The organism is Halomonas sp. H33-56 (assembly GCF_040147035.1).
GTDB classification, from domain to species: domain Bacteria; phylum Pseudomonadota; class Gammaproteobacteria; order Pseudomonadales; family Halomonadaceae; genus Halomonas; species Halomonas litopenaei.
In genome coordinates this window covers 529,868-550,853 of the sequence record NZ_JAMSHP010000001.1, presented here as the reverse complement: position 1 = coordinate 550,853, position 20,986 = coordinate 529,868, and the positions used below count along the sequence as shown (strand labels likewise).

At 65.3% G+C, this 20,986-nt stretch carries 19 protein-coding genes; 5 read left to right on the top strand and 14 right to left on the bottom strand.

Annotation, left to right across the window (positions count from 1 at the left end):
* Positions 1–224: 224 nt before the first annotated feature.
* Entirely contained in the window at positions 225–1,553 is a 1,329-nt protein-coding gene (locus NFH98_RS02515) for an OmpP1/FadL family transporter (protein WP_308812410.1), read from the bottom strand.
* Positions 1,554–1,947: 394 nt separating this feature from the next.
* Between NFH98_RS02515 and NFH98_RS02510 the strand changes: the two genes are divergently transcribed.
* The 3 genes from NFH98_RS02510 to NFH98_RS02500 all read left to right on the top strand — a co-directional run bounded on the left by NFH98_RS02510 (position 1,948) and on the right by NFH98_RS02500 (position 5,608).
* Positions 1,948–2,397: a MerR family transcriptional regulator gene (locus tag NFH98_RS02510; protein WP_108448495.1), complete on the top strand. Its 450-nt coding sequence runs from the start codon at positions 1,948–1,950 to the stop codon at positions 2,395–2,397.
* Positions 2,394–5,057, top strand: coding sequence for a heavy metal translocating P-type ATPase (locus NFH98_RS02505; protein ID WP_349622171.1), 2,664 nt, complete (start codon positions 2,394–2,396; stop codon positions 5,055–5,057). Before NFH98_RS02510 ends, NFH98_RS02505 begins: the two co-directional genes overlap by 4 nt.
* 95 nt (positions 5,058–5,152) lie before the next feature.
* Positions 5,153–5,608: a VOC family protein gene (locus NFH98_RS02500; RefSeq protein ID WP_348827544.1), complete on the top strand. Its 456-nt coding sequence runs from the start codon at positions 5,153–5,155 to the stop codon at positions 5,606–5,608.
* An 81-nt stretch (positions 5,609–5,689) separates the two neighbouring features.
* On the opposite strand, the gene recJ is transcribed toward NFH98_RS02500, so the two are convergent.
* The 11 genes from recJ to ffh all read right to left on the bottom strand — a co-directional run bounded on the left by recJ (position 5,690) and on the right by ffh (position 16,938).
* Entirely contained in the window at positions 5,690–7,501 is a 1,812-nt protein-coding gene (recJ, locus tag NFH98_RS02495) for a single-stranded-DNA-specific exonuclease RecJ (protein WP_348827543.1), read from the bottom strand.
* A 131-nt stretch (positions 7,502–7,632) separates the two neighbouring features.
* On the bottom strand, positions 7,633–8,250 hold the full coding sequence (locus tag NFH98_RS02490; RefSeq protein WP_045991326.1) for a glutathione S-transferase family protein: 618 nt from the start codon (positions 8,248–8,250) through the stop codon (positions 7,633–7,635).
* 120 nt (positions 8,251–8,370) lie between these two features.
* The gene (gene thrC, locus NFH98_RS02485) at positions 8,371–9,762 is read right to left on the bottom strand and encodes a threonine synthase (RefSeq protein ID WP_045991327.1); all 1,392 of its coding nucleotides are present in this window, start codon (positions 9,760–9,762) and stop codon (positions 8,371–8,373) included.
* Between the two features lie 91 nt (positions 9,763–9,853).
* Positions 9,854–11,170 carry a homoserine dehydrogenase gene (locus NFH98_RS02480; RefSeq protein ID WP_045991328.1) on the bottom strand — a complete coding sequence of 439 codons (1,317 nt, stop codon included), beginning with the start codon at positions 11,168–11,170 and terminating at the stop codon, positions 9,854–9,856.
* 104 nt (positions 11,171–11,274) lie between these two features.
* Positions 11,275–12,012 carry a DsbC family protein gene (locus NFH98_RS02475; protein ID WP_045991329.1) on the bottom strand — a complete coding sequence of 246 codons (738 nt, stop codon included), beginning with the start codon at positions 12,010–12,012 and terminating at the stop codon, positions 11,275–11,277.
* Positions 12,013–12,015: 3 nt separating this feature from the next.
* Entirely contained in the window at positions 12,016–12,912 is an 897-nt protein-coding gene (gene xerD / locus NFH98_RS02470) for a site-specific tyrosine recombinase XerD (RefSeq protein ID WP_240184197.1), read from the bottom strand.
* Positions 12,913–13,066: 154 nt separating this feature from the next.
* Positions 13,067–13,423: a 50S ribosomal protein L19 gene (rplS, locus tag NFH98_RS02465; protein WP_045991330.1), complete on the bottom strand. Its 357-nt coding sequence runs from the start codon at positions 13,421–13,423 to the stop codon at positions 13,067–13,069.
* Between the two features lie 110 nt (positions 13,424–13,533).
* Entirely contained in the window at positions 13,534–14,340 is an 807-nt protein-coding gene (gene trmD, locus NFH98_RS02460) for a tRNA (guanosine(37)-N1)-methyltransferase TrmD (RefSeq protein WP_108131204.1), read from the bottom strand.
* 42 nt (positions 14,341–14,382) lie between these two features.
* Positions 14,383–14,952, bottom strand: a complete 570-nt coding sequence (rimM, locus tag NFH98_RS02455) for a ribosome maturation factor RimM (protein ID WP_045991332.1) — start codon at positions 14,950–14,952, stop codon at positions 14,383–14,385.
* A 50-nt stretch (positions 14,953–15,002) separates the two neighbouring features.
* Positions 15,003–15,251 (bottom strand): 30S ribosomal protein S16, encoded by a 249-nt coding sequence (gene rpsP / locus NFH98_RS02450; protein WP_045991333.1) that lies wholly within the window; start codon positions 15,249–15,251, stop codon positions 15,003–15,005.
* 277 nt (positions 15,252–15,528) lie between these two features.
* Positions 15,529–16,938, bottom strand: a complete 1,410-nt coding sequence (gene ffh, locus NFH98_RS02445; protein ID WP_045991334.1) for a signal recognition particle protein — start codon at positions 16,936–16,938, stop codon at positions 15,529–15,531.
* A 267-nt stretch (positions 16,939–17,205) separates the two neighbouring features.
* Between ffh and NFH98_RS02440 the strand changes: the two genes are divergently transcribed.
* Together NFH98_RS02440 and NFH98_RS02435 are read left to right on the top strand one after the other, a co-directional pair.
* Complete coding sequence (locus NFH98_RS02440; RefSeq protein ID WP_045991335.1) at positions 17,206–18,006, top strand: cytochrome C assembly family protein; 801 nt, start codon at positions 17,206–17,208, stop codon at positions 18,004–18,006.
* 75 nt (positions 18,007–18,081) lie between these two features.
* Positions 18,082–19,377: an HlyC/CorC family transporter gene (locus NFH98_RS02435; protein WP_045991336.1), complete on the top strand. Its 1,296-nt coding sequence runs from the start codon at positions 18,082–18,084 to the stop codon at positions 19,375–19,377.
* A 214-nt stretch (positions 19,378–19,591) separates the two neighbouring features.
* On the opposite strand, the gene NFH98_RS02430 is transcribed toward NFH98_RS02435, so the two are convergent.
* Positions 19,592–20,299: a 1-acyl-sn-glycerol-3-phosphate acyltransferase gene (locus tag NFH98_RS02430; RefSeq protein ID WP_348827542.1), complete on the bottom strand. Its 708-nt coding sequence runs from the start codon at positions 20,297–20,299 to the stop codon at positions 19,592–19,594.
* Positions 20,296–20,946, bottom strand: a complete 651-nt coding sequence (locus NFH98_RS02425) for a TetR/AcrR family transcriptional regulator (RefSeq protein WP_108131203.1) — start codon at positions 20,944–20,946, stop codon at positions 20,296–20,298. Before NFH98_RS02425 ends, NFH98_RS02430 begins: the two co-directional genes overlap by 4 nt.
* Between the last annotated feature and the right edge of the window lie 40 nt (positions 20,947–20,986).

Below are 20,986 nucleotides of genomic sequence, written 5' to 3'. Positions count from 1 at the left end.
ATTCGCGTGCTATCACCCTTACGGTGAAGCATCGCTGTTGTTACCCCCTGCCCTTCCAGAAAGGCCTCCACTTGCAACGCTGATATCTTCTCTTGGCATGGCTGGCTTCCACGAACGACAGCGCCCCCTCCTGGGAGGGGGCGCTGCGCAGGGTCTGACTATGTTCTAGCGGAAGCCAATATCGGTCGCCTGGACCGAGGTGGTGGCCGGTCAGAAGCGATAGGTCAGAAGCGATAGGTCAGCTGGGCACCGAAGGCCTGGGCGGTGTTTTCGAAGTCCGCCTCGTAGGTGCCGCGATTTTCCTCTTCCTGGGACAGCTCGGCGTCGGATTCGTGGATATAGGAGTAGGCCACGTCCACGGTCAGATCCGGGGTCGGGGTCCAGCCGGCACCCAGCGAGAAGATGATGCGATCATCAGACGGCACACGCACGCTGCGGTACTCGTCCTTGATCGGGGTCTCGTCGTAGGCGAGGCCAGTACGCAGCACCCACTGGGGGTTGAGCTGATAGGCGGTACCGATGGAGTACTGCCAGCTGTCCTCATAGTTCTGGGCCTCGACGATCTCGCGAACATCGTTCTCGACACGCAGCTCATCGAACTCGCTCCAGTTGGTCATGGCGGCGCCGGCCATCACCGTCCAGCGATCATTGAGCTCGTGGGTTACCGAGAAGTCCCACACCTCGGGCAGGGTGATCGACAGATCGGCGTCGACTTGCTGGCTCGCAGTGCCTACAGGGACTACGGGGCCGATACCAGCAACGACCGTCGGGTCACCCTGTCCACGTACATTGGTAAAGCGCGCCTTGCCTTCGAGGTCATACTCCACCTCAGAGTGGTAGGCGAAACCGAAGGTGGTGTGCTCCCAGGGCTTGTACATGGCGCCGAAGGTAAAGCCCCAGGCGTTATCGTCACCCTCGATGTCCACATCCCCTTCGCCTGCGACTCCGGTAGGAGTGAAGGCACCGGTTTGGTCAAAGAAGCCCACCGGGCCTCCCTGAGTATTGGCAGTCAGCTCACCATCGATCTGGTTGTAGGTCAGGCCAAAGCCGGCCGAGAACTGCTCGCTGAACTTCACCGAGATGGTCGGCTGAACGGTGACCACCTCGACCTTGCTGCGATCGCCGAAGAAACGGCCCTGGAACTGGCCTTCGTAGTCGGTGATCAGACCGAAGGGCGCGTAGACACCGAGGCCAAAGTGCAGGTTGTCGTTGATCGGCTGGACGTAGAAGCCGAAGGGAATAAAGGTGTCCGGCACCATATCGCCTTCGTTGGAGCCCGTGGCGCTGCCGTCGGCATTCTTGATGTCGGTGTCCACGGTCAGGAAGGCGGTACCGGCGGTGACCTGGGCACGATCGAGAAACGACATGCCGGCCGGGTTGCCGAACACGATGGTGGCGTCGGTCACGGTGGAGGCACGGCCCGCGTTGGAGGTGCCCTGGCCACTTACGCCCTGCTCGTTGAGCTGAAAGGCGCCGGCCATCGCCTGGCCGGAAAGAGCAGCGGTGGCCACGGCAACCGCCAGGGTCAAAGGCTTGAAGTTGTTGTGCATCATGTCGGCGTCCTTATTATCAGCAAGCGTGTCGGCGTACTTGTTATGGCGTAGTGGTTATTGTGCAGTTGCGTCCGCACACTTGTCCGGGCGCAGTTCCTTTCGAGCACTCTTTGTAATCTGTTTGACCTGAATTGCTTGGCCCTGTCGACGGGCCTGCTCGCAGTGTTTGCGAAGGCGCCAAAGAGTTCAAGGCCAAACGTTCGTTTTAATGGCCAAATTACTCATACTTTGGTCAAAGAACATTTGCCAATTCATTCATTTCAAAGACTTAGACAAGCTAAACAAAACGCTTCCTGCATACTTCAGGCGCCCTTGACCTTTGTGCAACACACAGGTTTTACACTATCCCCATCGTTCTCCCATGCGCAGCGCCGATGGGCGCCCAGGAGTGCACATGAAGGTCAGTGAACTGGCAAGAATCACCGGCGTGACCGCCGAGACGGTGCGCCACTACACCCGCGAGGGCCTGCTGGCGCCCGATCGAGACCCTGACAACGGCTATCACCTCTATGGCGACCGCGATCGCGAGCGTCTGGACTTTATCCAGCGCGCCCGAACCCTGGGATTCAGCCTGGCCGAGATTCGCGACATCCTGTCCCACGCCGATCAGGGGGATTCACCCTGCCCCATGGTGCGCGACCTGCTGGCCGAACGGCTGCCGAAGATCCGCAGGCGCATCGCCGAGCTCGAGGCCCTGGCAGCGCGCATGGAAGACGCCATGCAGAGCTGGCAACACCTGCCCGACGGCGTCCCGGACGGACACAGCCTGTGCCGCCTGATCGAAAGCGTGCCGACGGCGTCCGTACCGGAAACCGCCACGGCCAGACAGCGGGAGTCGTCATGAATCGCCTCGAGGAGCACCAGTTTCAGGTAACCGGAATGTCCTGCCAGGGCTGCGTCGGGCGCATGCGCCGGGCCATCCAGGAGCACGACGCCGAAGCCCAGGTCGAAGGCGACCCCGGGAGCGGCACGCTGTCGGTTGCCTCATGCCTCGGCGCCGACGAATTAGCCGCCCTGCTGTCGCAAGCCGGCTACCCCGCCGAGGCAAGCGGCACCGACGAGCAGATAGCCAGCGACAGCACGACCACGCCACAAGCACCCGCCGAGGCGCCGTCGCTTCAGGAAGAGCCCTCAGCGTCACTGCAAGAAGAGCCCTCAGCGCCTTCCCAGCGTCTGGCGATCCAGGGCATGACCTGCGCCGGCTGCGTGGCCAGTGTGCAGAAGGCGCTGGCCGCCACCTCAGGGGTCGAGCGCGCCGAGGTCAACTTCGCCTCCCATACCGCGCGGATCCACGGCGACGTTGACGCCGAGGCGCTGGTTCAAGCGGTGGAATCCGTGGGCTACGGCGCCGAACCCATCGTCGACCTGCGCCAGGCCGAACGCCAGCGTGCCGAACGCAACCAGCGCGAATACCGGCGCAAGCTCAAGGGCAGCCTGGCCTCGCTGGCGCTGGCGGTTCCGCTGATGGTGATGATGCTGATCCATCACCCTGAGCCGACGGGTCTTGCCCGCCTTGGCTGGGGGCTGGTGGGCCTGGCGACGCTGGCCGTGCTGGCGTTCCCGGGACGCGCCTTCTTCGTCGGCGCCTGGAAAGCGCTGCGTCACCACCGGGCCAACATGGATACCCTGATCGCACTGGGCACCGGCACCGCCTGGCTCTACTCCATGGCGGTGGTGGTGGCTGCCCCTTGGTTGCCACAGGCCGCCCGAGGGCTCTACTTCGAGGCCTCGAGCATGATCATCGGCCTGGTGTTGCTGGGCAAGGCGCTGGAACTGCGTGCCCAGGGCAGGACCTCGGACGCCCTGCATCGCCTGCTCGACCTGCAGAGCCAGAGCGCTCGAGTGGTGCGTGAAGAGGGCGAGCTGGACCTGCCCATCGACGAGGTTCGCCAGGGCGATCTGATCCGGGTGCGGCCCGGCGAGCGCCTGCCCGTGGACGGTGAGGTGGTCGAAGGCGACAGCCATATCGACGAATCGATGCTCTCGGGTGAGCCCGCGCCGGTGGCCCGAGGCCCGGGCGACGAGGTCAGCGCCGGCACGGTCAACGGCCGGGGGTCGTTGGTGTTCCGCGCGACCCGCGTCGGTGCCGATACCCGACTGGGGCGTATCACCGAACAGGTGGCCAACGCCCAGGGCTCCAAGCCACCCATCGGCAACCTGGCCGATCGCGTCTCGGCGGTGTTCGTGCCCAGCGTGATGATCATCGCCGTGCTCACCGCCCTAGCCTGGTACCACTTCGGCCCCGAGCCGCGGGTCATCCATATGCTGGTCACCGCCACCACGGTACTGATCATCGCCTGCCCCTGCGCACTGGGCCTGGCCACCCCGTTGTCGACCATGATCGGGGTGGGCAAGGCCGCCGAGCACGGCGTGCTGATACGCTCCGGCGAAGCGCTGCAGACCGCCAGTCGACTGACCACCCTGGTGGTGGACAAGACCGGCACCCTGACCGAAGGTCGCCCCAGGGTCACCGACTGCCGCTGGTTCGCTGGCGAAGCCAGCGACGACCGCACCCGGCTGCTGGGTCTGGTCGCGGCCATCGAGGCCCGTTCCGAACACCCCCTGGCCGAGGCCCTGGGCCGCTATGCACACGACCATGGCCATGACCATGCCGCCGCCGACACCAACCCCAGCGACGAATCTGGCGGCAGCACCGCTAGTGCCTCTTCTTTCGCCAACAGCACCATCGAGGCCTTCGAAAGCCTGACCGGACGCGGCGTGCGTGCCCGGGACGCCGAGGGACGACGCCTGGCCATCGGCAATGCGGCGATGATGCAGGAGGAAGGCGTCACACTCGCTGACCATGAGCTCGACGACTGGCAGGCCCAGGCCCGCACCCTGGTCTATCTGTCGCTGGACGGCGTCCTGACGGCGGGCTTCGCCATCGAGGATCCGTTGCGCGAGGACAGCCTCGACGCGGTGGCGCGACTGCGGGCCGATGGCCTCAAGGTGGTGATGCTGACCGGTGACAATAGCGCCACCGCCCGCGCGATTGGGGAAGAGGTCGGCATCGATGAGGTCCACGCCGAACTGTCGCCGGAGGACAAGCACGCCGAGATCGAGCGTCTTCAGGCCGAGGGCGAAGTCGTCGGCATGGTGGGCGACGGCATCAACGACGCCCCCGCCCTGGCCCGGGCCGACGTCGGCTTCGCCATCGGCCAGGGCACCGACGTGGCCATCGAAAGCGCCGGGGTGACGCTGATGCGCTCATCGCTTCACGGCGTCGCCGCCGCCATCGAGATCAGCCAGGCGACCCTGGCCAATATCCGCCAGAATCTGTGGGGCGCACTGGGCTACAACGCATTGTGCATCCCCATCGCGGCCGGCCTTTTCTACCCGCTCACCGGCACCCTGCTGTCACCGATGATCGCTGGCGCCGCCATGTCGGCCTCGTCGATCACCGTAGTGGCCAACGCCAACCGGCTGCGACTCAAGCGCCTGCGCCCCCAGAACGCGCGAGCGTCACACCCCGACACCCCGCCATCGCAGGAGGTGCTGTCATGAGCATCGTGGTGACCCTGACGGGACTGGGATTGATCGGCCTGATTGTGTGGTGGTTCTGGCTATCCTGAAGAGACCGCCACGCCAAGGAGCGCCCCATGAGCAAGCCTTCCGTGAGTGACCTGGATTCGAGCCCCAGCCCCCGCCTCAGGTCGGTGCTGGAAACCGCCCTGTACGTGGCCGACATGGCGCGGGCGCGAGCCTTCTTCGAGGAGGTGATGGGGCTTGCCCCCTTCAACGCCGACCATCGCTTCACCGCCTACCAGGTCGGCCCTTCGGTGCTGCTGCTGTTTCTCGAGGGCGAGACCCTGGAGACGGTGGTGCTGCCGGATGACATGGGCACCATCCCGCCCCACGACGGCCGCGGCTGGGTGCATATGGCGCTGGCCATCGACCGCGAGGAGCTCGGTGCCTGGGAGACGCGCCTCGACGCCCACGGGGTCCAGATCGAGGGTCGTACCCACTGGCCCAAGGGCGGCGAGAGCCTGTACTTCCGCGACCCCGACGGGCATCTGCTGGAACTCGCCACCCCGGGCATCTGGCCGAACTATTGATAACAGCATCGACACTGTCGCGGGGCGACTCGATCGGGCACGTCAGTCGACCGGCTTATTCGACGGGCCTAGTCGACCGGCTTATTCAACGGGCTCTGCGTGCTCCACCATCAGCTGCAGTGACTCGCGTCCGCGGAAGCGGTTGCGATTGAGCTTGTAGGCGCAGTGGAGGGTGGCGCCCACGTCGAAGTCCGGCAACTGGCCCGGGGTCAGGCAGCGAAACCAGATGGCCTTCAGGGTCAGTCCGCGACAGGACAGCTCCAGGGTCAGGTGACTGCCGTCACCCACCGGCTTGAGCCGCTCCACCAGAAAGCGCCCCTCGAACAGCGGCGCCTCGAACTCGCGGCCGAAGGGGCCAAGGCCCTCGATCTCGGCCAGGGTCTCGAGGCTTAGCTGATGCTCGCCGAGTTCACCGTCGGTGTAGAGCCTGGGCACCAGTTCCAGATCGCCGAGCTGTTCGCTGACCGCGGTGATCAGCGCCTGGCGGAAGTCGTCGAGACGTTCCTGTACCACGCCGACGCCGGCGGCGCCCCGGTGGCCGCCGAAACGCGTAAGCGCCTCGGGGGCCAGGTCGTGGGCGCGCTGCAGAGCATCGCGCAGGTGCAGCGCCTCCACCGAGCGTCCGGAGCCGGTCAGCATGCCGGCCTCGGCGGCGGGGGTCAGCACCAGGGTCGGCCGCCCGTAGGCCTGCACCAGGCGTGAGGCGACGATGCCCTGAACCCCCGGATGGCCGCTCTCCAGATAGACGATGACCACCGGCTCGTCGGCGTCCAGCGCCCGGCGGGCCAGCAGCCTGGCCTCGGCGACCATGTCGGCTTCGATGGCCTTGCGTGACTGGTTGTCGGCGTCCAGGGTCTCCAGGTGACGCCGCGCCACCCCGTCATCCCCGGCGAGCATGAAGTGAAGCGCCGCGTAGGGATCGTCGAGGCGCGAACGGGCGTTGATTCTCGGCCCCATCTGGAAGCCCAGGGTCTCGGCGTCGAAGGGCACGCTGTCGGCGCCCAGGCGCTCCGCCATTACCCGCCAGCAGGGCTCGCCCATGCGATTGATCAGCGCAAGACCGTGGCGCACCACCGCCCGGTTGATGGCGCTGCCACCCAGCGACACACAGTCGGCCACGGTGCCCAGCGCCACGTAGGACAGCCAGGGCGAGAGCTTGGGCGTGGACGGCGACAGTACCGCCTGTTCGATCAGTACCTGGCGGGTCAGCGACATCAACAGCCAGGCCACCATGCAGCCGGCGATGGTGGCGTCCGGGTAGTCGCAGTCGGCTCGGGTCGGATTGACCGTGGCATAGGCCGAGGGCGGCGGCCCTTCCTGGGGCAGAGCGTGGTGATCGCTGACCACCACGTCGATTCCCGCCGCCTTGAGCCTGGCGATACGCGCCTCGTCGCTGCTGCCGCAGTCGGCGGTAATCACCAGGCTGGGCCGCGGCGTCAGCTTCAGGGTGCGTTCCACCAGCGGCAGACTGATGCCATAGCCGTCATGAATACGGTGACCGATCAGACTGTGCAGACGTGACTCTGGCACCCCGAACAGTTCGTTCAGGGTGCGCCGGATCACCACGTGGGAGGTGATGCCGTCCACGTCGTAATCGGTGAGGATGCCGATGTGCTCGCCCTCGGCCACCGCCTGGGCGATGCGCTCGGCCGCTCTCGGCGCATCGGCCAGACGCTCGGGATGGACCAGATGACGTAGACTCGGGTCGACCAGCGGGCCGAGTTCGCCCTGGTAGTCGGGCAGGCGTCCGGCCAGCAGCCGGGCCTGAAGCTCCGACAGCCCGGCCTCGAGTCCCTGCCGATACAGCCTTTCGTTGCGAGGACGCGGTTCGATACGCGGACGCGGCTCGGCATGCTCGCTCGAGCCGGTATTTGCCGGAGAAGAGTGGGACATCGGATTCTCTGGAAGGTTGAAGCGAGGCTGGCGCAGGAGGGTGTCGGGAACCGAGAAGGTCGGCGCAGATGGCGTGCTGACCGCCACCTGCGCCGACGCGATACCGGCGCGTCCAACGCAGCTGGATCGACTTAACTGATCGGCAGCATCACGTGTTCGCGATAGGCGCTGCGCTGGGTCAGCTTCTCGTACCAGGCCTCGAGGTTCGGCAGGCTCGGGCGCTCGATATCCAGGGCGAACCACAGGTAGACGTAGGCCCCCAGCGGAATATCACCGATGCCGAATTCCTCGCCGGACAGCCAGGGCTGGCGGGCCAGCGCACCGTCGGCGATACGCAGGCTCTTCTCGAACCCGGCCAGGCCACGCTCGATGGCCGCATCGTCGCGGGTCTCGGGGGTGCCGCGCACCAGGTTCATGATCAGATCCCGATAGGGGCCCGCCAGACTGCCAAGCGCCCAGTCCATCCACATGCTGCAGCGCGCCCTGGCGCCGGCAGAGTCGGTCGCGAGCCGACCGTCACCGTGCACATCGGCCAGATAGCGGACGATGGTGTGGGATTCCCACAGCACCAGGTCGCCGTCCTCGAGACAGGGAATCAGGCCGTTGGGATTCTTGGCCAGGAATTCCGGCGTATCGAGCCCACCGAAGGGCCCTCCCAGATCGACCCGTTCGAGGTCGATCCCCAGCTCGATGGCACACCAGACGGGCTTCTTGACGTTGACCGAATTGTTGCGTCCCCACAGCTTCATGGAAGTCTCCCTGTCGGGATGCCCGGCAGCGGGCACCCTTGGCAAAAACCGATGGATAAGAACCGATTGGCACAAAACCGAGCCGAACGCCGCAAGGCGCTCGGCCCCATGCCGAAGGCCTCAGCGACGACGATGTTCGGCGACGAAGGCCTGTACCGCTTCGAGTCTAGCCGGCAGCACCTCGTAGCGTTCCTCGCGCTCGAGCAGATCGTCCATATGTGGCGGTAGCGGCACACCCGGGAAGCCGGCCTTGACCACTGCCTCGGCAAACTTGGCCGGGTGGGCGGTGGCCAGGGTGATCATCGGCGTAGAGGCGTCCCTGCGCTCGCGCTCGGCGGCACGATAGCCGGTCGCGGTGTGGGGATCGAGGATCTCCTGGGTGCGGTGGTGGGCCTCGCGGATCACCTCGAGGATGGTGTCGTCATCCACGCTGTGGCTCGAGAAGACCTCGCGCAGCCGGCCCAGCGGGGCTTCGGCCAGCACCGTCGGCTCGTTCTGGAAGCGCCCGAGCAGCTCGTCCACGGCGCCGCCGTCGCGGTCGTAGGCCTCGAACAGCAGACGCTCGAAGTTGGACGACACCACGATGTCCATGGACGGCGCCAGGGTGGCCAGCAGCTCCTGCTTGGAGAAGTCGTTGTCGGCCAGGGTGCGATGGAGGATGTCGTTGGCGTTGGTGGCGACGATGAACTGCTTCACCGGCAGCCCCATGCGGTAGGCCACGTAGCCGGCGAAGACGTTGCCGAAGTTGGCCGAGGGCACGCAGAAGCTGACCTGACGCTGGGGCGCGCCCACCGCCACGGCAGAGGCTACGTAGTAGACCACCTGGGCCATGATCCGCGCCCAGTTGATCGAATTCACCGCCACCAGCCGAGCCCCGTCGAGGAAGCTCTGGTCGGCGAAGCTGGCCTTGACCATGGCCTGGGCGTCGTCGAAGTTGCCTTCGATGGCGACGTTGAAGACGTTGTCGGCCAGCACCGTGGTCATCTGCCGGCGCTGTACCTCGGACACCCGGTTGTGGGGGTGCAGGATAAAGATGTCGAGGTTGTCACAGTGACGACAGCCCTCGATCGCCGCCGAGCCGGTGTCGCCGGACGTGGCACCCATGATCACCGCGCGCTCGCCACGCTTCTTGAGGAAGTGATCGAGGATACGTCCGAGCAGCTGCAGGGCCACGTCCTTGAACGCCAGGGTCGGACCGTGGAACAGCTCGAGCAGGAAGTGGTTGGCGTCGAGCTGATTGAGCGGCACCACGGCGTCGTGGCTGAAGGTCGCGTAGGCGTCCTTGACCAGGCCACGGAAGGTGTCGTCGTCGATCTCGCCGCCGACGAAGGGCTTCATCACCCGAAAGGCGATCTCGGCGTAGGACAGCCCGGCCATGTCGGCCAGGTCGTCGGCGCTCAGGTGAGGGAAGTCCTCGGGAACGTAGAGGCCACCGTCGGCGGCCATGCCGGTAAGGACGACTTCTTCGAAGGACAGCGCGGGCGCCTGCCCGCGGGTGCTGATATAGCGCATCTTGTGATTCCTTGCCGCCGCCCGGGGCGCGGCCTGAGATTCCAGCGAAGCGCCCGCGAAAGCGAGCCTGGGCCCGCTCCCGCAGGCATCATCAGTCCTGCTCGTCGAGGCTCTCGACGCGAATGCGGGTCACCGAGCCGGCGATGTCGGCCAGAGACTCGATGCGGCGAATGGCCTCGTTCATGTGCTTCTCGAGGGTACGGTGGGTCAGCAGGATGATCGGCACCAGTTCGCCCTCGGTGGCCTCCTTCTGGATCAGCGCCTCGATGGAGATACCCTCCTCGGAGAGGATCGTCGCCACCCGCGCCAGCACGCCGGGGCGGTCCACCGCCAGCAGGCGCAGGTAGTAGGCCGTGGTGATGTCTTCCATGGGCATGATCGGCAGCTCGTCACAGTCATCGGTGACGCCGCAGAAGGCCAGATAAGGCGTGCGATAGCGGTGCTCGGTGGAGATGTCGCGGGCCACGTCGAGCAGGTCGGCGACCACCGCCGAGGCGGTGGGCTCGTCACCGGCGCCGGCACCGTAGTAGAGGGTCGGACCGACGGCGTCACCCATCACGGCGATGGCGTTCTTGACCCCGTGGACGCTGGCCAGGAGCCGCTCCTTGGGAATCAGCGTCGGATGGACGCGCAGTTCGAGGCCGTCACCGGTGCGCTTGGAGATGCCCAGGTGCTTGATGATGTAGCCCAGGTTGTCGGCCTGCTCGACGTCCTCGGCGGTGACCCGAGAGATACCCTCGGTGTAGGCCTTCTCGAACTGCAGCGGCACACCGTAGGCGATGGACGCCAGGATGGTCAGCTTGTGGGCGGCGTCGATGCCTTCCACGTCGAAGGTCGGATCGGCCTCGGCGTAGCCCAGCGCCTGGGCCTCGGCGAGCACGTCCTCGAACGCCCGGCCCTCGTCGCGCATATGGGTCAGGATGTAGTTGCCGGTACCGTTGATGATACCCGCCACCCAGCTGATGCGGTTGGCACCCAGGCCCTCGCGCAGCGACTTGATTACCGGGATACCGCCGGCCACGGCGGCCTCGAAGGCCACGATCACGCCCTTTTCATGGGCCGCCTTGAAGATCTCGTTGCCGTGCACCGCGATCAGCGCCTTGTTGGCGGTGACCACGTGCTTGCCATTCTCGATGGCCATCATCACCAGCTCGCGGGCCACGTCGTAGCCGCCGATCAGCTCCACCACCACGTCGATATCGGGGTTGGTCGCCACCTCGAAGACGTCCTTGGTGGTACGAATACCGGTAAGGTCACAGGCGGGATTGATGCTGCGATGGGCGACCTGCTCGATCACCAGCGGGCGACCGGCACGCCGAGCGATCTCGTCGGCGTTGCGCGTCAGTACATTGAAGGTGCCGCCACCGACGGTACCCAGCCCACAGATTCCCACTCTCACCGGTTTCAATGTCATTCTCCCTTCTCGACCGTCGCCGCAAGCGACGGCTGTGTCAGCGATTTGGCGAGGCCCGAGTCTGGCTCGGGCCTTCTCGATTGTGTTGTCGGACGGGCTTAGCCGTCGATACCGAGGCGTTCGGCCAGCCGTTCGGCGGGCACATAGCCCGGGACCATGGTGCCGTCGGGCAGGATGATCGCCGGCGTGCCCTGCACGCCCAGCTCCAGCCCCAGATGATACTGCCGCTCCACCGGATTGTCGCAGCTTGTGGCGCCGCTCGGAACCTCTCCACTCTTGGCGGCGGTCATCGCCTCGCTGGTATTGTCGGCGCACCACACCTGTTCGAGCTGGCGGGCGCCTTCGCTCTGCATGCCGCCACGCGGGAAGGCCAGGTAGTTGACCTGGATGCCCAGCTCGTTGAGGCGCGGCACTTCCTCGTGCAACTTGCGGCAATAAGGACAGGTGGTATCGGTGAAGACGTGGATGGTGGCCTTGGGCTCATCGACCCCGCGATAGACGATCTGCTCGGACTCGTCGATGGCCGCCACGCGGCTGGCGCGGCTGGCGTTGCGGCTCTGCTCGGACAGGTTGACCAGGCCGTCCTCGGCGTTCTGGTACAGATCCCCCACCAGGAAGTGGCTGCCGCTCTCGTTGGTGTAAAAGGACTCCCCGGTCTCCAGACGCACCTCGTAGATGCCGTCCATGGGGGTATCCAGCACCTGACTCACCGGCATCTTCTGGCCGTTCACCTCAAGCTCATTGAGCGCGGCGGGAGGGGCCGCCAGCGCACCGCTGGTCCACAGGGCAGCGGTGAGCAGAGCGGGCAGGGAAAGCACGAACAGAGGGCGTTTCATGGGTCAGCCTCGAGGATGATGGTCGGCGTGCAGGGCTTCCAGTCGCGCCTGCGCCACATGGGTGTAGATCTGGGTCGTCGACAGGTCCGAGTGCCCCAGCAGCATCTGTACGACACGCAGATTGGCCCCATGATTCAACAGATGGGTGGCAAAGGCGTGCCTCAGGGTGTGTGGCGACAGCGGACGATCGATGCGTGCCACACTGGCGTAGTGCTTGATTCGGTGCCAGAAGGTCTGGCGGGTCATGGCGCCGTCGCCCCGTCCGGGGAACAGCGCCGGACGCTGGATATCGCTCATCAGCTCGCTACGCCCCTGGCGCAGGTAGCGCTCGAGCCAGTGGCCGGCTTCCTCGCCCAGCGGCACCAGACGGTCCTTCTGCCCCTTGCCGCGCACCCGCACCACGCCCTGGCGCAGATTGACCGCATCGGTGGTCAGACCGACCAGTTCGCTGACGCGAAGCCCTGCGCCGTACAGCACCTCGAGCATGGCGCGATCGCGCAGTCCCAGGGCGGTGGACAGGTCCGGCGCATTCAGCAGGCGCTCGACCTCGTCCTCGTCCAGGGTGTCCGGCAACGATGGCCGCACCCGCGGCAGGCGCACCCGGGCCAGCGGATCCGCTTCGATCATCCCTTCGGCCAGGGCCCAGCGGTAGAAGCGCCTGAGACTCGACAGCAGCCGGGCATTGCTGGTGAGCTTGTAGCCCTGCTCGCGACGCGAGTCCAGCCAGTCCGGCAAGGTCCGCTCACCCGGCGTGAGCAACACGCACGACTGATCAGCAAGCCACTTGGCCCAGGCCTCCAGATCGTGGCGATAGGCGCTCAGGGTATGGTCGCTGACGCCCTGCTCGAGCCATAGCTGGTCGAGGAAGCGGTCGATTGTCTGACGATCGCCGGCGCTCAAGCAACACCTCCTGGGCTGTGGGGCTGGCCATCGAGGGCACTGGTGAAGCACGAGAAGGCCCCCAATGCACCGACACCCCGCCCCACGAAGGTGGTGACGGGGTGTCGGGCGAGGGAGGCGGGGCCTCCCTCGGACTGGCAGACGCTTACGCGTCTTAGGCCAGCTTTTCCTTGATGCGCGCAGACTTGCCGCTACGCTCACGGAGGTAGTACAGCTTGGCCTGGCGCACGTCACCGCGACGCTTGACGCTGATGGAGTCGACCAGCGGGCTGTAGGTCTGGAAGGTACGCTCGACGCCGACGCCGTGGGAGATCTTGCGCACGGTGAAAGCGGAGTTCAGACCGCGGTTACGCTTGCCGATGACCACGCCTTCGAAGGCCTGGAGACGCTCGCGGTTGCCTTCCTTGACCTTGACCTGAACGACGATGGTGTCGCCCGGTGCAAAGTCCGGCACCTGCTTGCTCATCTGCTCGGCTTCGAGCGCCTGGATCACCTTGTTCTTGCTGCTCATTTGACTCACTCCTGAAATCGTTGTGATCCATCGATCGGTCGTGGGTGCCGATGGATCGTGATCCCGGCCCTCGAAGCTCGAGCGCGCGGGTCATTGATGACGCAGGTCCGTCAGCGGCGACTGGCCGCCTCGTCGGAATCCCGACGTTCGTCCTGCACCTCCGCCTTGTCGGCGTGTTCGTCGATGAACTCGTTCAACAGCCGCTTCTGCTCCTTCGACAGCTGCCTGCCCTCGAGCAGGTCGGGCCGCCGTTGCCAGGTACGCCCCAGGGACTGTTTCATCCGCCACTGACGGATCTGTCCGTGGTGACCGCTGAGCAGTACGTCCGGCACCTTGCGACCGTCGATTTCCTCCGGGCGCGTATAGTGCGGACAGTCCAGCAGACCGTCGTTGAAGGAGTCCTCGACCGCGGAATCCTGATGCCCCAGTACACCGGGCACCAGCCTTGCCGCCGTATCGATCAGCACCATGGCGGGCAGCTCTCCCCCGCTCAGGACATAGTCGCCGATCGACCACTCCTCATCGATGTCCGCTTCGACCACGCGTTCATCGATGCCTTCGTAACGCCCCGCCACCACCACCAGGGGCGGTCCGGACGCCAGTTCCCGCGCGCCCTGCTGATCCAGTCTGCGCCCCTGGGGCGACAGGTAGATCACCTTGGGACGCTCGCCGGTGGCCGCCTGGGCTCGGCTGCGGGCGTCGTGGATGGCACTTCTCAGGGTGTCGACCTTCATCAGCATGCCGGGACCACCGCCATAGGGGCGATCATCCACGGTGCGATGGCGGTCGGTGGCGTAGTCCCGGGGGTTCCAGAACTCCAGCGTCACCTGGCCCTTGTCGACGGCCCTGCCGGTCACGCCGTGGCGAGTAATCGCCTCGAACATTTCCGGAAACAGTGACACCACCCCTATCCACACGTTATCGATCTCCTGTCGACGCGGTTTTCGAACGCACTGCGCTCAAAACTCCGGGTCCCAGTCGACCAGCATCTCTCCTGCCTCGAGATCGACGCGCTTGACCACGTCATCGGGCAGGTAGGGAAGCAGACGTTCGCGATCGTCCGGGGCGTCGCCGCCCTTCACGACCATGACGTCGTTGGCACCGGTCTCGAACAGGTAGGCCAGGCGTCCCAGAGACACCCCTTCCAGCGTGACGACCCTGAGGCCTTCCAGCTGGTGCCAGTAGTACTCTTCACTGTCGAGTTCGGGCAGGTCTTGCTTGGCCAGCAGGATGTCCGCTCCGGCCAGACTCTCGGCGCGGTCACGGTCATCGACACCGTCCAGTTGGGCGACCAGGCCCTGTCCCTGCTTGCGCCCCTGCTTGAGGCGGTGGCGCGAAATCTGTCCGTCGTGACGGACCACCCATTCGGCATAGTCGAGAATGCCTTCCATGGGTGAGGTGTAGGAATACACCTTCAGCCAGCCCTTGATGCCGTAAGGACTGGTCAGCTTGCCCAGCACGACGTAATCGTCGCTGTGGCGATCGTCTTGCGCTTGGCGCTGCGCGCTAGGGCGTTGTGGCGATGCCATCTGGGTCAAACCTCTTTCACACCGGGACATTCACAGGCAAGGCTTGCGCCTCAGGCCTGCTTGCGAGCTTCCTTGACCAGCTCGGCGACGCGGTCAGACAGCTGCGCGCCGTGGGACTGCCAGTGGGCGATGCGGTCGAGGTCGATGCGCAGACGCTCTTCCTGGCCACGGGCCACCGGGTTGAAGAAGCCCAGACGCTCGATGAAGCGGCCGTCGCGGGCGTTGCGGGAATCGGTCACGGCGAGGTGGTAGAAGGGACGCTTCTTGGCGCCACCACGTGCCAGACGAATGGTAACCATACGTTGACTGTCCTTCGGTTGGGATTTCAGATAACGGCGACGGCCAGGCCAGCCACCGGTGTTTCGCTCACGACGAGGGCCGCGCCAGGCGCGGTCCTCGAGTGAAGAGGCAGTATTCTACGGAAAACCACCCCCCAAGGGAACCTTTTTTGCCGCTCATCCCTTGACGAGCGGCGCACCAGCGGTGCCAGGGCCGGGAGTGGCGGGCCCAGCGTATTGCATCTTCATCACGCTTCGGCGCTTGGCATTAAAAACAGCATCAGCGAAAAAAACTGACTCAGCGCCAGGGCATGCCGCCGGGGCCACCCATGCCGCCCATGCCACCGGGGCCGCCAGGGCCACCTCCGCCCATCATGCCGGACATGCCCCTCATCATCTTCTGCATGCCGCCTTTCTTACCGGCCTTCTTCATCATCTTCTGCATCTGCTTGTGCTGCTTGAGCAGACGATTGAGGTCCGGCACCTGCAGGCCGGCACCGGCGGCGATACGGCGCTTGCGCGAGCCGTTGATGATGTCCGGATTACGGCGCTCCTTCGGCGTCATCGAGTTGATCAGCGCCTCGAGCTTGCCAAGCTCCTTTTCGGGCCCAGGCCCCTGGGCCATCTCGGCCATCTGCCCCATGCCCGGCAGCTTGCCCATCAGGCCGCTCATGCCGCCCATCTTCTTGAGCTGCTGGAGCTGTTCGCGGAAGTCCTCGAGATCGAAGCCCTGGCCTTTCTTGACCTTCTTGGCGAGCTGTTCGGCCTTGCCCTTGTCGACGGTACGCTCGGCTTCCTCGATCAGCGACAGCACGTCGCCCATGCCGAGGATGCGCGAGGCCACACGATCCGGATGGAAGGGCTCGAGGGCATCGACCTTCTCGCCGACACCCATGAACTTGATCGGACGACCGGTGACGTGACGCACCGACAGGGCGGCACCGCCACGGGCATCACCGTCGGCCTTGGTCAGCACCACCCCGGTCAGCGGCAGGGCATCGGCGAAGGCGCGGGCGGTGTTGGCCGCATCCTGGCCGGTCATGGAGTCGACCACAAACAGCGTTTCGGAGGGCTCGATGGCCTGATGCAGCCCCTGGATCTCCTGCATCATCGCTTCGTCGATGGCCAGGCGACCCGCGGTATCGACCAGCACCACGTCATGGAACTGGATCTTGGCGTGTTTCAGCGCCGCCGTGGCGATGTCCACCGGGGCCTGATCCGAGCGCGACGGGAAGAAGTCGACCTCGACCTCCTTGGCCAGGGTCTCGAGCTGGTCGATGGCGGCGGGGCGGTAGACGTCGGTGGAAACCACCAGCACCTTCTTCTTTTCGCGCTCGCGCAGATACTTGCCCAGCTTGGCCACCGAGGTGGTCTTGCCCGCACCCTGCAGGCCGGCCATCAGCACCACGGAGGGCGTGCCCTTGAGCGACAGCCCTTCGTTGGCCTCGCCCATGGTGACTTCCAGCTCCTGCTGGACAATCTTGATGAACTGCTGGCCCGGCGACAGGCTGCGGGAGACCTCCTGGCCCACGGCACGTTCGCGCACTCGCTCGATGAACGCCTTGACCACCGGCAGGGCAACGTCCGCCTCGAGCAGCGCCTTGCGCACCTCGCGCAGGGTGTCCTTGATGTTGTCGTCGGTCAGGCGTGCCTGACCCTTGATCGACTTCAGCGTCTGGGACAGACGCTCGCTCAGGTTCTGAAACATGGGCCTCTCCAAATGCGATGGCCTCAAGGCGCCCTTGTCGAGACGCCCCTTGAGACGGCCGCCGGTGCGCGGCCTTGACGATGGCGCAAATTATACGCCTTGTGGCGCGGACTCTCCATGCAGTTGCCGGCAAGACAGCCGAAGAAGGCCGCCCGCTGGCTGTCAGCCGAGGCGCTATCCGGTATAGTCGGTGTCGAGGGGAAGGCATTCCCCGGACCCAGGATCCCTATCTTCAAAGGCGCCGGCAAGGCGCACGGACAGCACAGCATGCAGGCGTTACCTCTGGCTCTACTGGCCTTTGTCTTCTATCTGGCGGCTGCCTCCTGGCAAGGGCTGACCCTGATTCGCCGGGTACCTCCGCGCGATCTACTGGTACGTGGCTTCGGCACCCTGGCAGCGGCTCTCCACCTGGTCGTCGCCGGCGGCCTGCTTGCCCTCGAGGGCTCGATGCTGCCAGGACTGTCCACCAGCGCGGTGCTGGTCACCGCCCTGGCGGTGGTGGTGCTGCTGGGCGCCAGCCTGTTCAAACCGGTGCTCAATATCGCCGCCGTGCTGTTCCCCTTTGCCGGCGTGGTGCTGCTGCTCGGTACCGAACTACCGACCCCCACCAGCGCAAACGGCATGACCCCCGGCATCGCCTTCCACGCCGTCAGCTCCGCCCTGGCCTTCGCGGTGCTGGCCATCGCCTCGCTGCAGGCGATACTGGTAGGTGTCCAGAACAAGGCCCTCAAGCATCACCGGATACGCGGCGTGGTACAGGCACTGCCGCCGCTGACCACCATGGAGCGGGTGCTGTTCGAGATGATCTGGGTGGGCATGGCCCTGCTTACGCTGGCCATCGCCAGCGGGTTCGTGTTCCTCGACAACATGTTCGCCCAGCACCTGGTCCACAAGACGGTGCTGTCGCTGCTGGCCTGGCTGGTGTTCGCGGTACTGCTGCTGTGCCACTACCGCCTTGGGTGGCGAGGCATGCGGGCGGTGCGCTGGACCCTGGGAGGCTATATCGCACTGCTTTTGGCCTACTTTGGTAGCAAGTTTGTCCTTGAGGTGCTGTTAGCGCACAGCTAGACAGGAGGTCTCCTTGACACTCCCGGCCCGACCCCCTACAACTCGACCCCTACCCGCGACCAAGGATTTCACGTCTTGAACGACGACTTTCCGGTGGGCCTGCTGTTCGGCCTGCTCTTTCTGCTGATTGCCCTATCGGGCTTCTTCTCCAGTTCCGAGACCGGCATGATGTCGATCAACCGCTATCGGTTGAGCCACCAGGCCAACAGCGGACAGCGCAACGCCAAGCGCGTGATGCGCCTGCTCGCGCGTCCCGACCGGCTGATCGGCGTCATCCTGATCGGCAACAACTTCGTCAACAACCTGGCGGCCTCCATCGCCACCATCATCGCCATCCACTTCTTTGGCGATGTCAGCGGCCCCGCCATCTCCACGGCGATCCTGACCATCGTTGTGCTGATCTTCGCCGAGGTCACCCCCAAGACCTTTGCTGCGGTGAAGCCGGAGCGCATCGCCTACCCCGCCTCGATGATCCTGGAGCCGCTGCTCAAGCTGCTGTATCCGCTGGTGTGGGTGGTCAACGTGATCTCCAACGGCCTGCTCAGACTGCTTGGCGTCAAGAATATCGACGGCAATGGTGACAACCTCACCCGCGACGAGTTGCGCACCGTGGTCCACGAGGCCGGCACCCTGATTCCCCATCGCCACCAGGCCATGCTGCTGTCGATTCTGGATCTCGAGAATGTCACCGTGAACGACATCATGGTGCCGCGCCATGAGGTGGTCGGCATCGACCTCGACGACAGTCTCGAGGATATCCTGACCCAGATCCGCACCAGCCAGCACACTCGGCTGCCGGTGTTCAAGGGCGACATCAATAGCATCATCGGCATGCTGCACCTGCGCAATGCCGCCCGCTTCCTGTCCAGAGGAGAGGTGACCAAGGCGGCCATCGTGCAGGAAGCGCGGGAGCCCTACTTCATCCCCGAATCGACGCCGCTGCACACCCAGCTCTTGAACTTTCAGAAGCAGAAGCGCCGCATTGGCATCGTGGTGGACGAGTACGGCGACGTGGAGGGCCTGGTGACCCTGGAGGACATCCTCGAGGAGATCGTCGGTGAATTCACCACCGACGTGGCCGGCCAGGAACAGGACATGCTGCCCCAGAGCGACGGCAGCCACGTGATCGACGGCACCGCCAATATCCGTGATATCAACAAGTCGCTGGGCTGGCACTTGCCCACCGACGGCCCCAAGACGCTGAACGGGGTGATACTGGAACACCTCGAGTCCTTCCCCGACGGCCCGGCCTGCCTGCAGATCGGCAACATCCGCATGGAAATCCTCGAGATGCGCGACAACCTGATCACCTCGGTCAGCTGCTGGCCCGGCACTCGCCGCGTCCTGGCAGAATCCGACGCGGGCGACTGACCACCGCAAGGACCAGAGGGACGTCAGTCGCGACGCGACATGCAGGGAAGGAACCAGCGGGCAAGGCACCAGCAGGCAGAGTACTTGCCAGCAAAGTACTGACAAGCAAAGCACTAACGAGAAAGGGACGGCCGAGGCCGTCCCTTTCTGCGTTATCACTTCCCTAACCCGACCTTCCCTCTGCCGGAGCCTGCGTACCCCGGCGGCGGTTGCCTCAGGGCTTACCGGTCTCGACCCAGCGATCGGCTTCGGCCTTGAGCTCGCGCACCCGGGCCTCCAGCGACTGACGGGTGGCTTGCCCCGGCGGCACCGGCTCGTCGAAGTAGAGCGCCACCCGGGCGCGGCAGCGCCTGGGGAAATGGGCCAGAGCCTTGCCGTGACAATTGGAGGTCCACGAGCCCCACAGGCCCGACAGCGCGGCAGGAATCACCGGCACCGGGTCCCTCGACAGGATCAGATCGAGGCCCCGGCGGAAGGTCTTGACCTCACCATCCGACGTCAGCCGCCCTTCCGGGAACAGCATCACCACGTCGCCGTTTCTCAAGGCGCGACTGACTTCTTCCAGGGCGCGACGCACATTGCCCGGGTCACGACGATCCGATTCCACGGGTATCGCCCCGACCATGCGAAACAGCCAGTTGAGGCGCTTCGACTCGTAGATCGGACGATCCATCAAGAAGCGCAGCGGCCTGGGGCTGCCGCCGCCCATCACCAGCGCATCCATGAAGCTGACATGATTGCACACCACCAGCGCCGGCCCGCGCGGGGGCACGAAGCGACGCCCCTGGAAGCGAAGTCGGTACAACACATGGATAAAGGCAAACACGAAACGTCGGATATACACCGCCGGGGCGCGATAGAAGCGCCAGGCAGCGATGCAGGCAAGCAGGCCGACGAGGCCCCAGACGAGTACGTCGATCACGGCGTGTCGTTCACCTGTCTATCGCCCCTCTGGTCACGGCCTATCTGCTTGAGTCCGGCGAGGGTGGTCGACAGCAGTTGATCGAGCAGCTCCTCGACCTCGAAGGCGCCGCCCTGGGAATAGCCAAGACGGTCATTGAGCCCCAGCTGCACCAGGCCATGAACGCTACCCCACAGGGTTCGCGCCAGGCGCTGCGCCTCGAGCGATTCGAGATCCGGCTGATACTCGGTCAGGGTCCCCTCGACCCGGGCAAACAGTGCGCCGATCATGTCGGTCTGGCGCTGATCGAGCTCGCCTTCCTGGGCCAACGGATAGTCGAACATCAGCTGCCAGCGATGGGCGTCTTCGCGGGCGAACTTCCAGTACCCCTGGGCCAGGGCACGCAGCCGGGCCTCGGGCTCGGTGGTGTCCACCAGCAGGGGCTCCATCACCGTGCGCAGCCGACCGAGGCTTTCCAGGTTGACGTGCTGAAGCAGGTTGTTGAAGCTGCCGTAGAGTTTCAGCAGGGTGCTCGGCGCACAGCCCACCTCCCGGGCCAACGAGCGCAGCGACAGGGCATGCACCGGCTGCTCAGCCAGCCAGGCATCGCAGGCGGCCATCACCTGGGCGTGAAGCTCCTCGGGGGCATGCTGTCTTGGACGCGCCATCGCTCTTCTCTCTCGCGGCCGGACATCGGCGGCTTCAGGT

Coding starts and splice junctions, on each gene's coding strand:
- NFH98_RS02515 (WP_308812410.1), bottom strand. CDS start 1,553: ATGATGCACAACAACTTCAAGCCTTTGACCCTGGCGGTTGCCGTGGCC.
- NFH98_RS02510 (WP_108448495.1), top strand. CDS start 1,948: ATGAAGGTCAGTGAACTGGCAAGAATCACCGGCGTGACCGCCGAGACG.
- NFH98_RS02505 (WP_349622171.1), top strand. CDS start 2,394: ATGAATCGCCTCGAGGAGCACCAGTTTCAGGTAACCGGAATGTCCTGC.
- NFH98_RS02500 (WP_348827544.1), top strand. CDS start 5,153: ATGAGCAAGCCTTCCGTGAGTGACCTGGATTCGAGCCCCAGCCCCCGC.
- recJ (WP_348827543.1), bottom strand. CDS start 7,501: ATGTCCCACTCTTCTCCGGCAAATACCGGCTCGAGCGAGCATGCCGAG.
- NFH98_RS02490 (WP_045991326.1), bottom strand. CDS start 8,250: ATGAAGCTGTGGGGACGCAACAATTCGGTCAACGTCAAGAAGCCCGTC.
- thrC (WP_045991327.1), bottom strand. CDS start 9,762: ATGCGCTATATCAGCACCCGCGGGCAGGCGCCCGCGCTGTCCTTCGAA.
- NFH98_RS02475 (WP_045991329.1), bottom strand. CDS start 12,012: ATGAAACGCCCTCTGTTCGTGCTTTCCCTGCCCGCTCTGCTCACCGCT.
- rplS (WP_045991330.1), bottom strand. CDS start 13,423: ATGAGCAGCAAGAACAAGGTGATCCAGGCGCTCGAAGCCGAGCAGATG.
- rimM (WP_045991332.1), bottom strand. CDS start 14,952: ATGGCATCGCCACAACGCCCTAGCGCGCAGCGCCAAGCGCAAGACGAT.
- rpsP (WP_045991333.1), bottom strand. CDS start 15,251: ATGGTTACCATTCGTCTGGCACGTGGTGGCGCCAAGAAGCGTCCCTTC.
- ffh (WP_045991334.1), bottom strand. CDS start 16,938: ATGTTTCAGAACCTGAGCGAGCGTCTGTCCCAGACGCTGAAGTCGATC.
- NFH98_RS02440 (WP_045991335.1), top strand. CDS start 17,206: ATGCAGGCGTTACCTCTGGCTCTACTGGCCTTTGTCTTCTATCTGGCG.
- NFH98_RS02425 (WP_108131203.1), bottom strand. CDS start 20,946: ATGGCGCGTCCAAGACAGCATGCCCCCGAGGAGCTTCACGCCCAGGTG.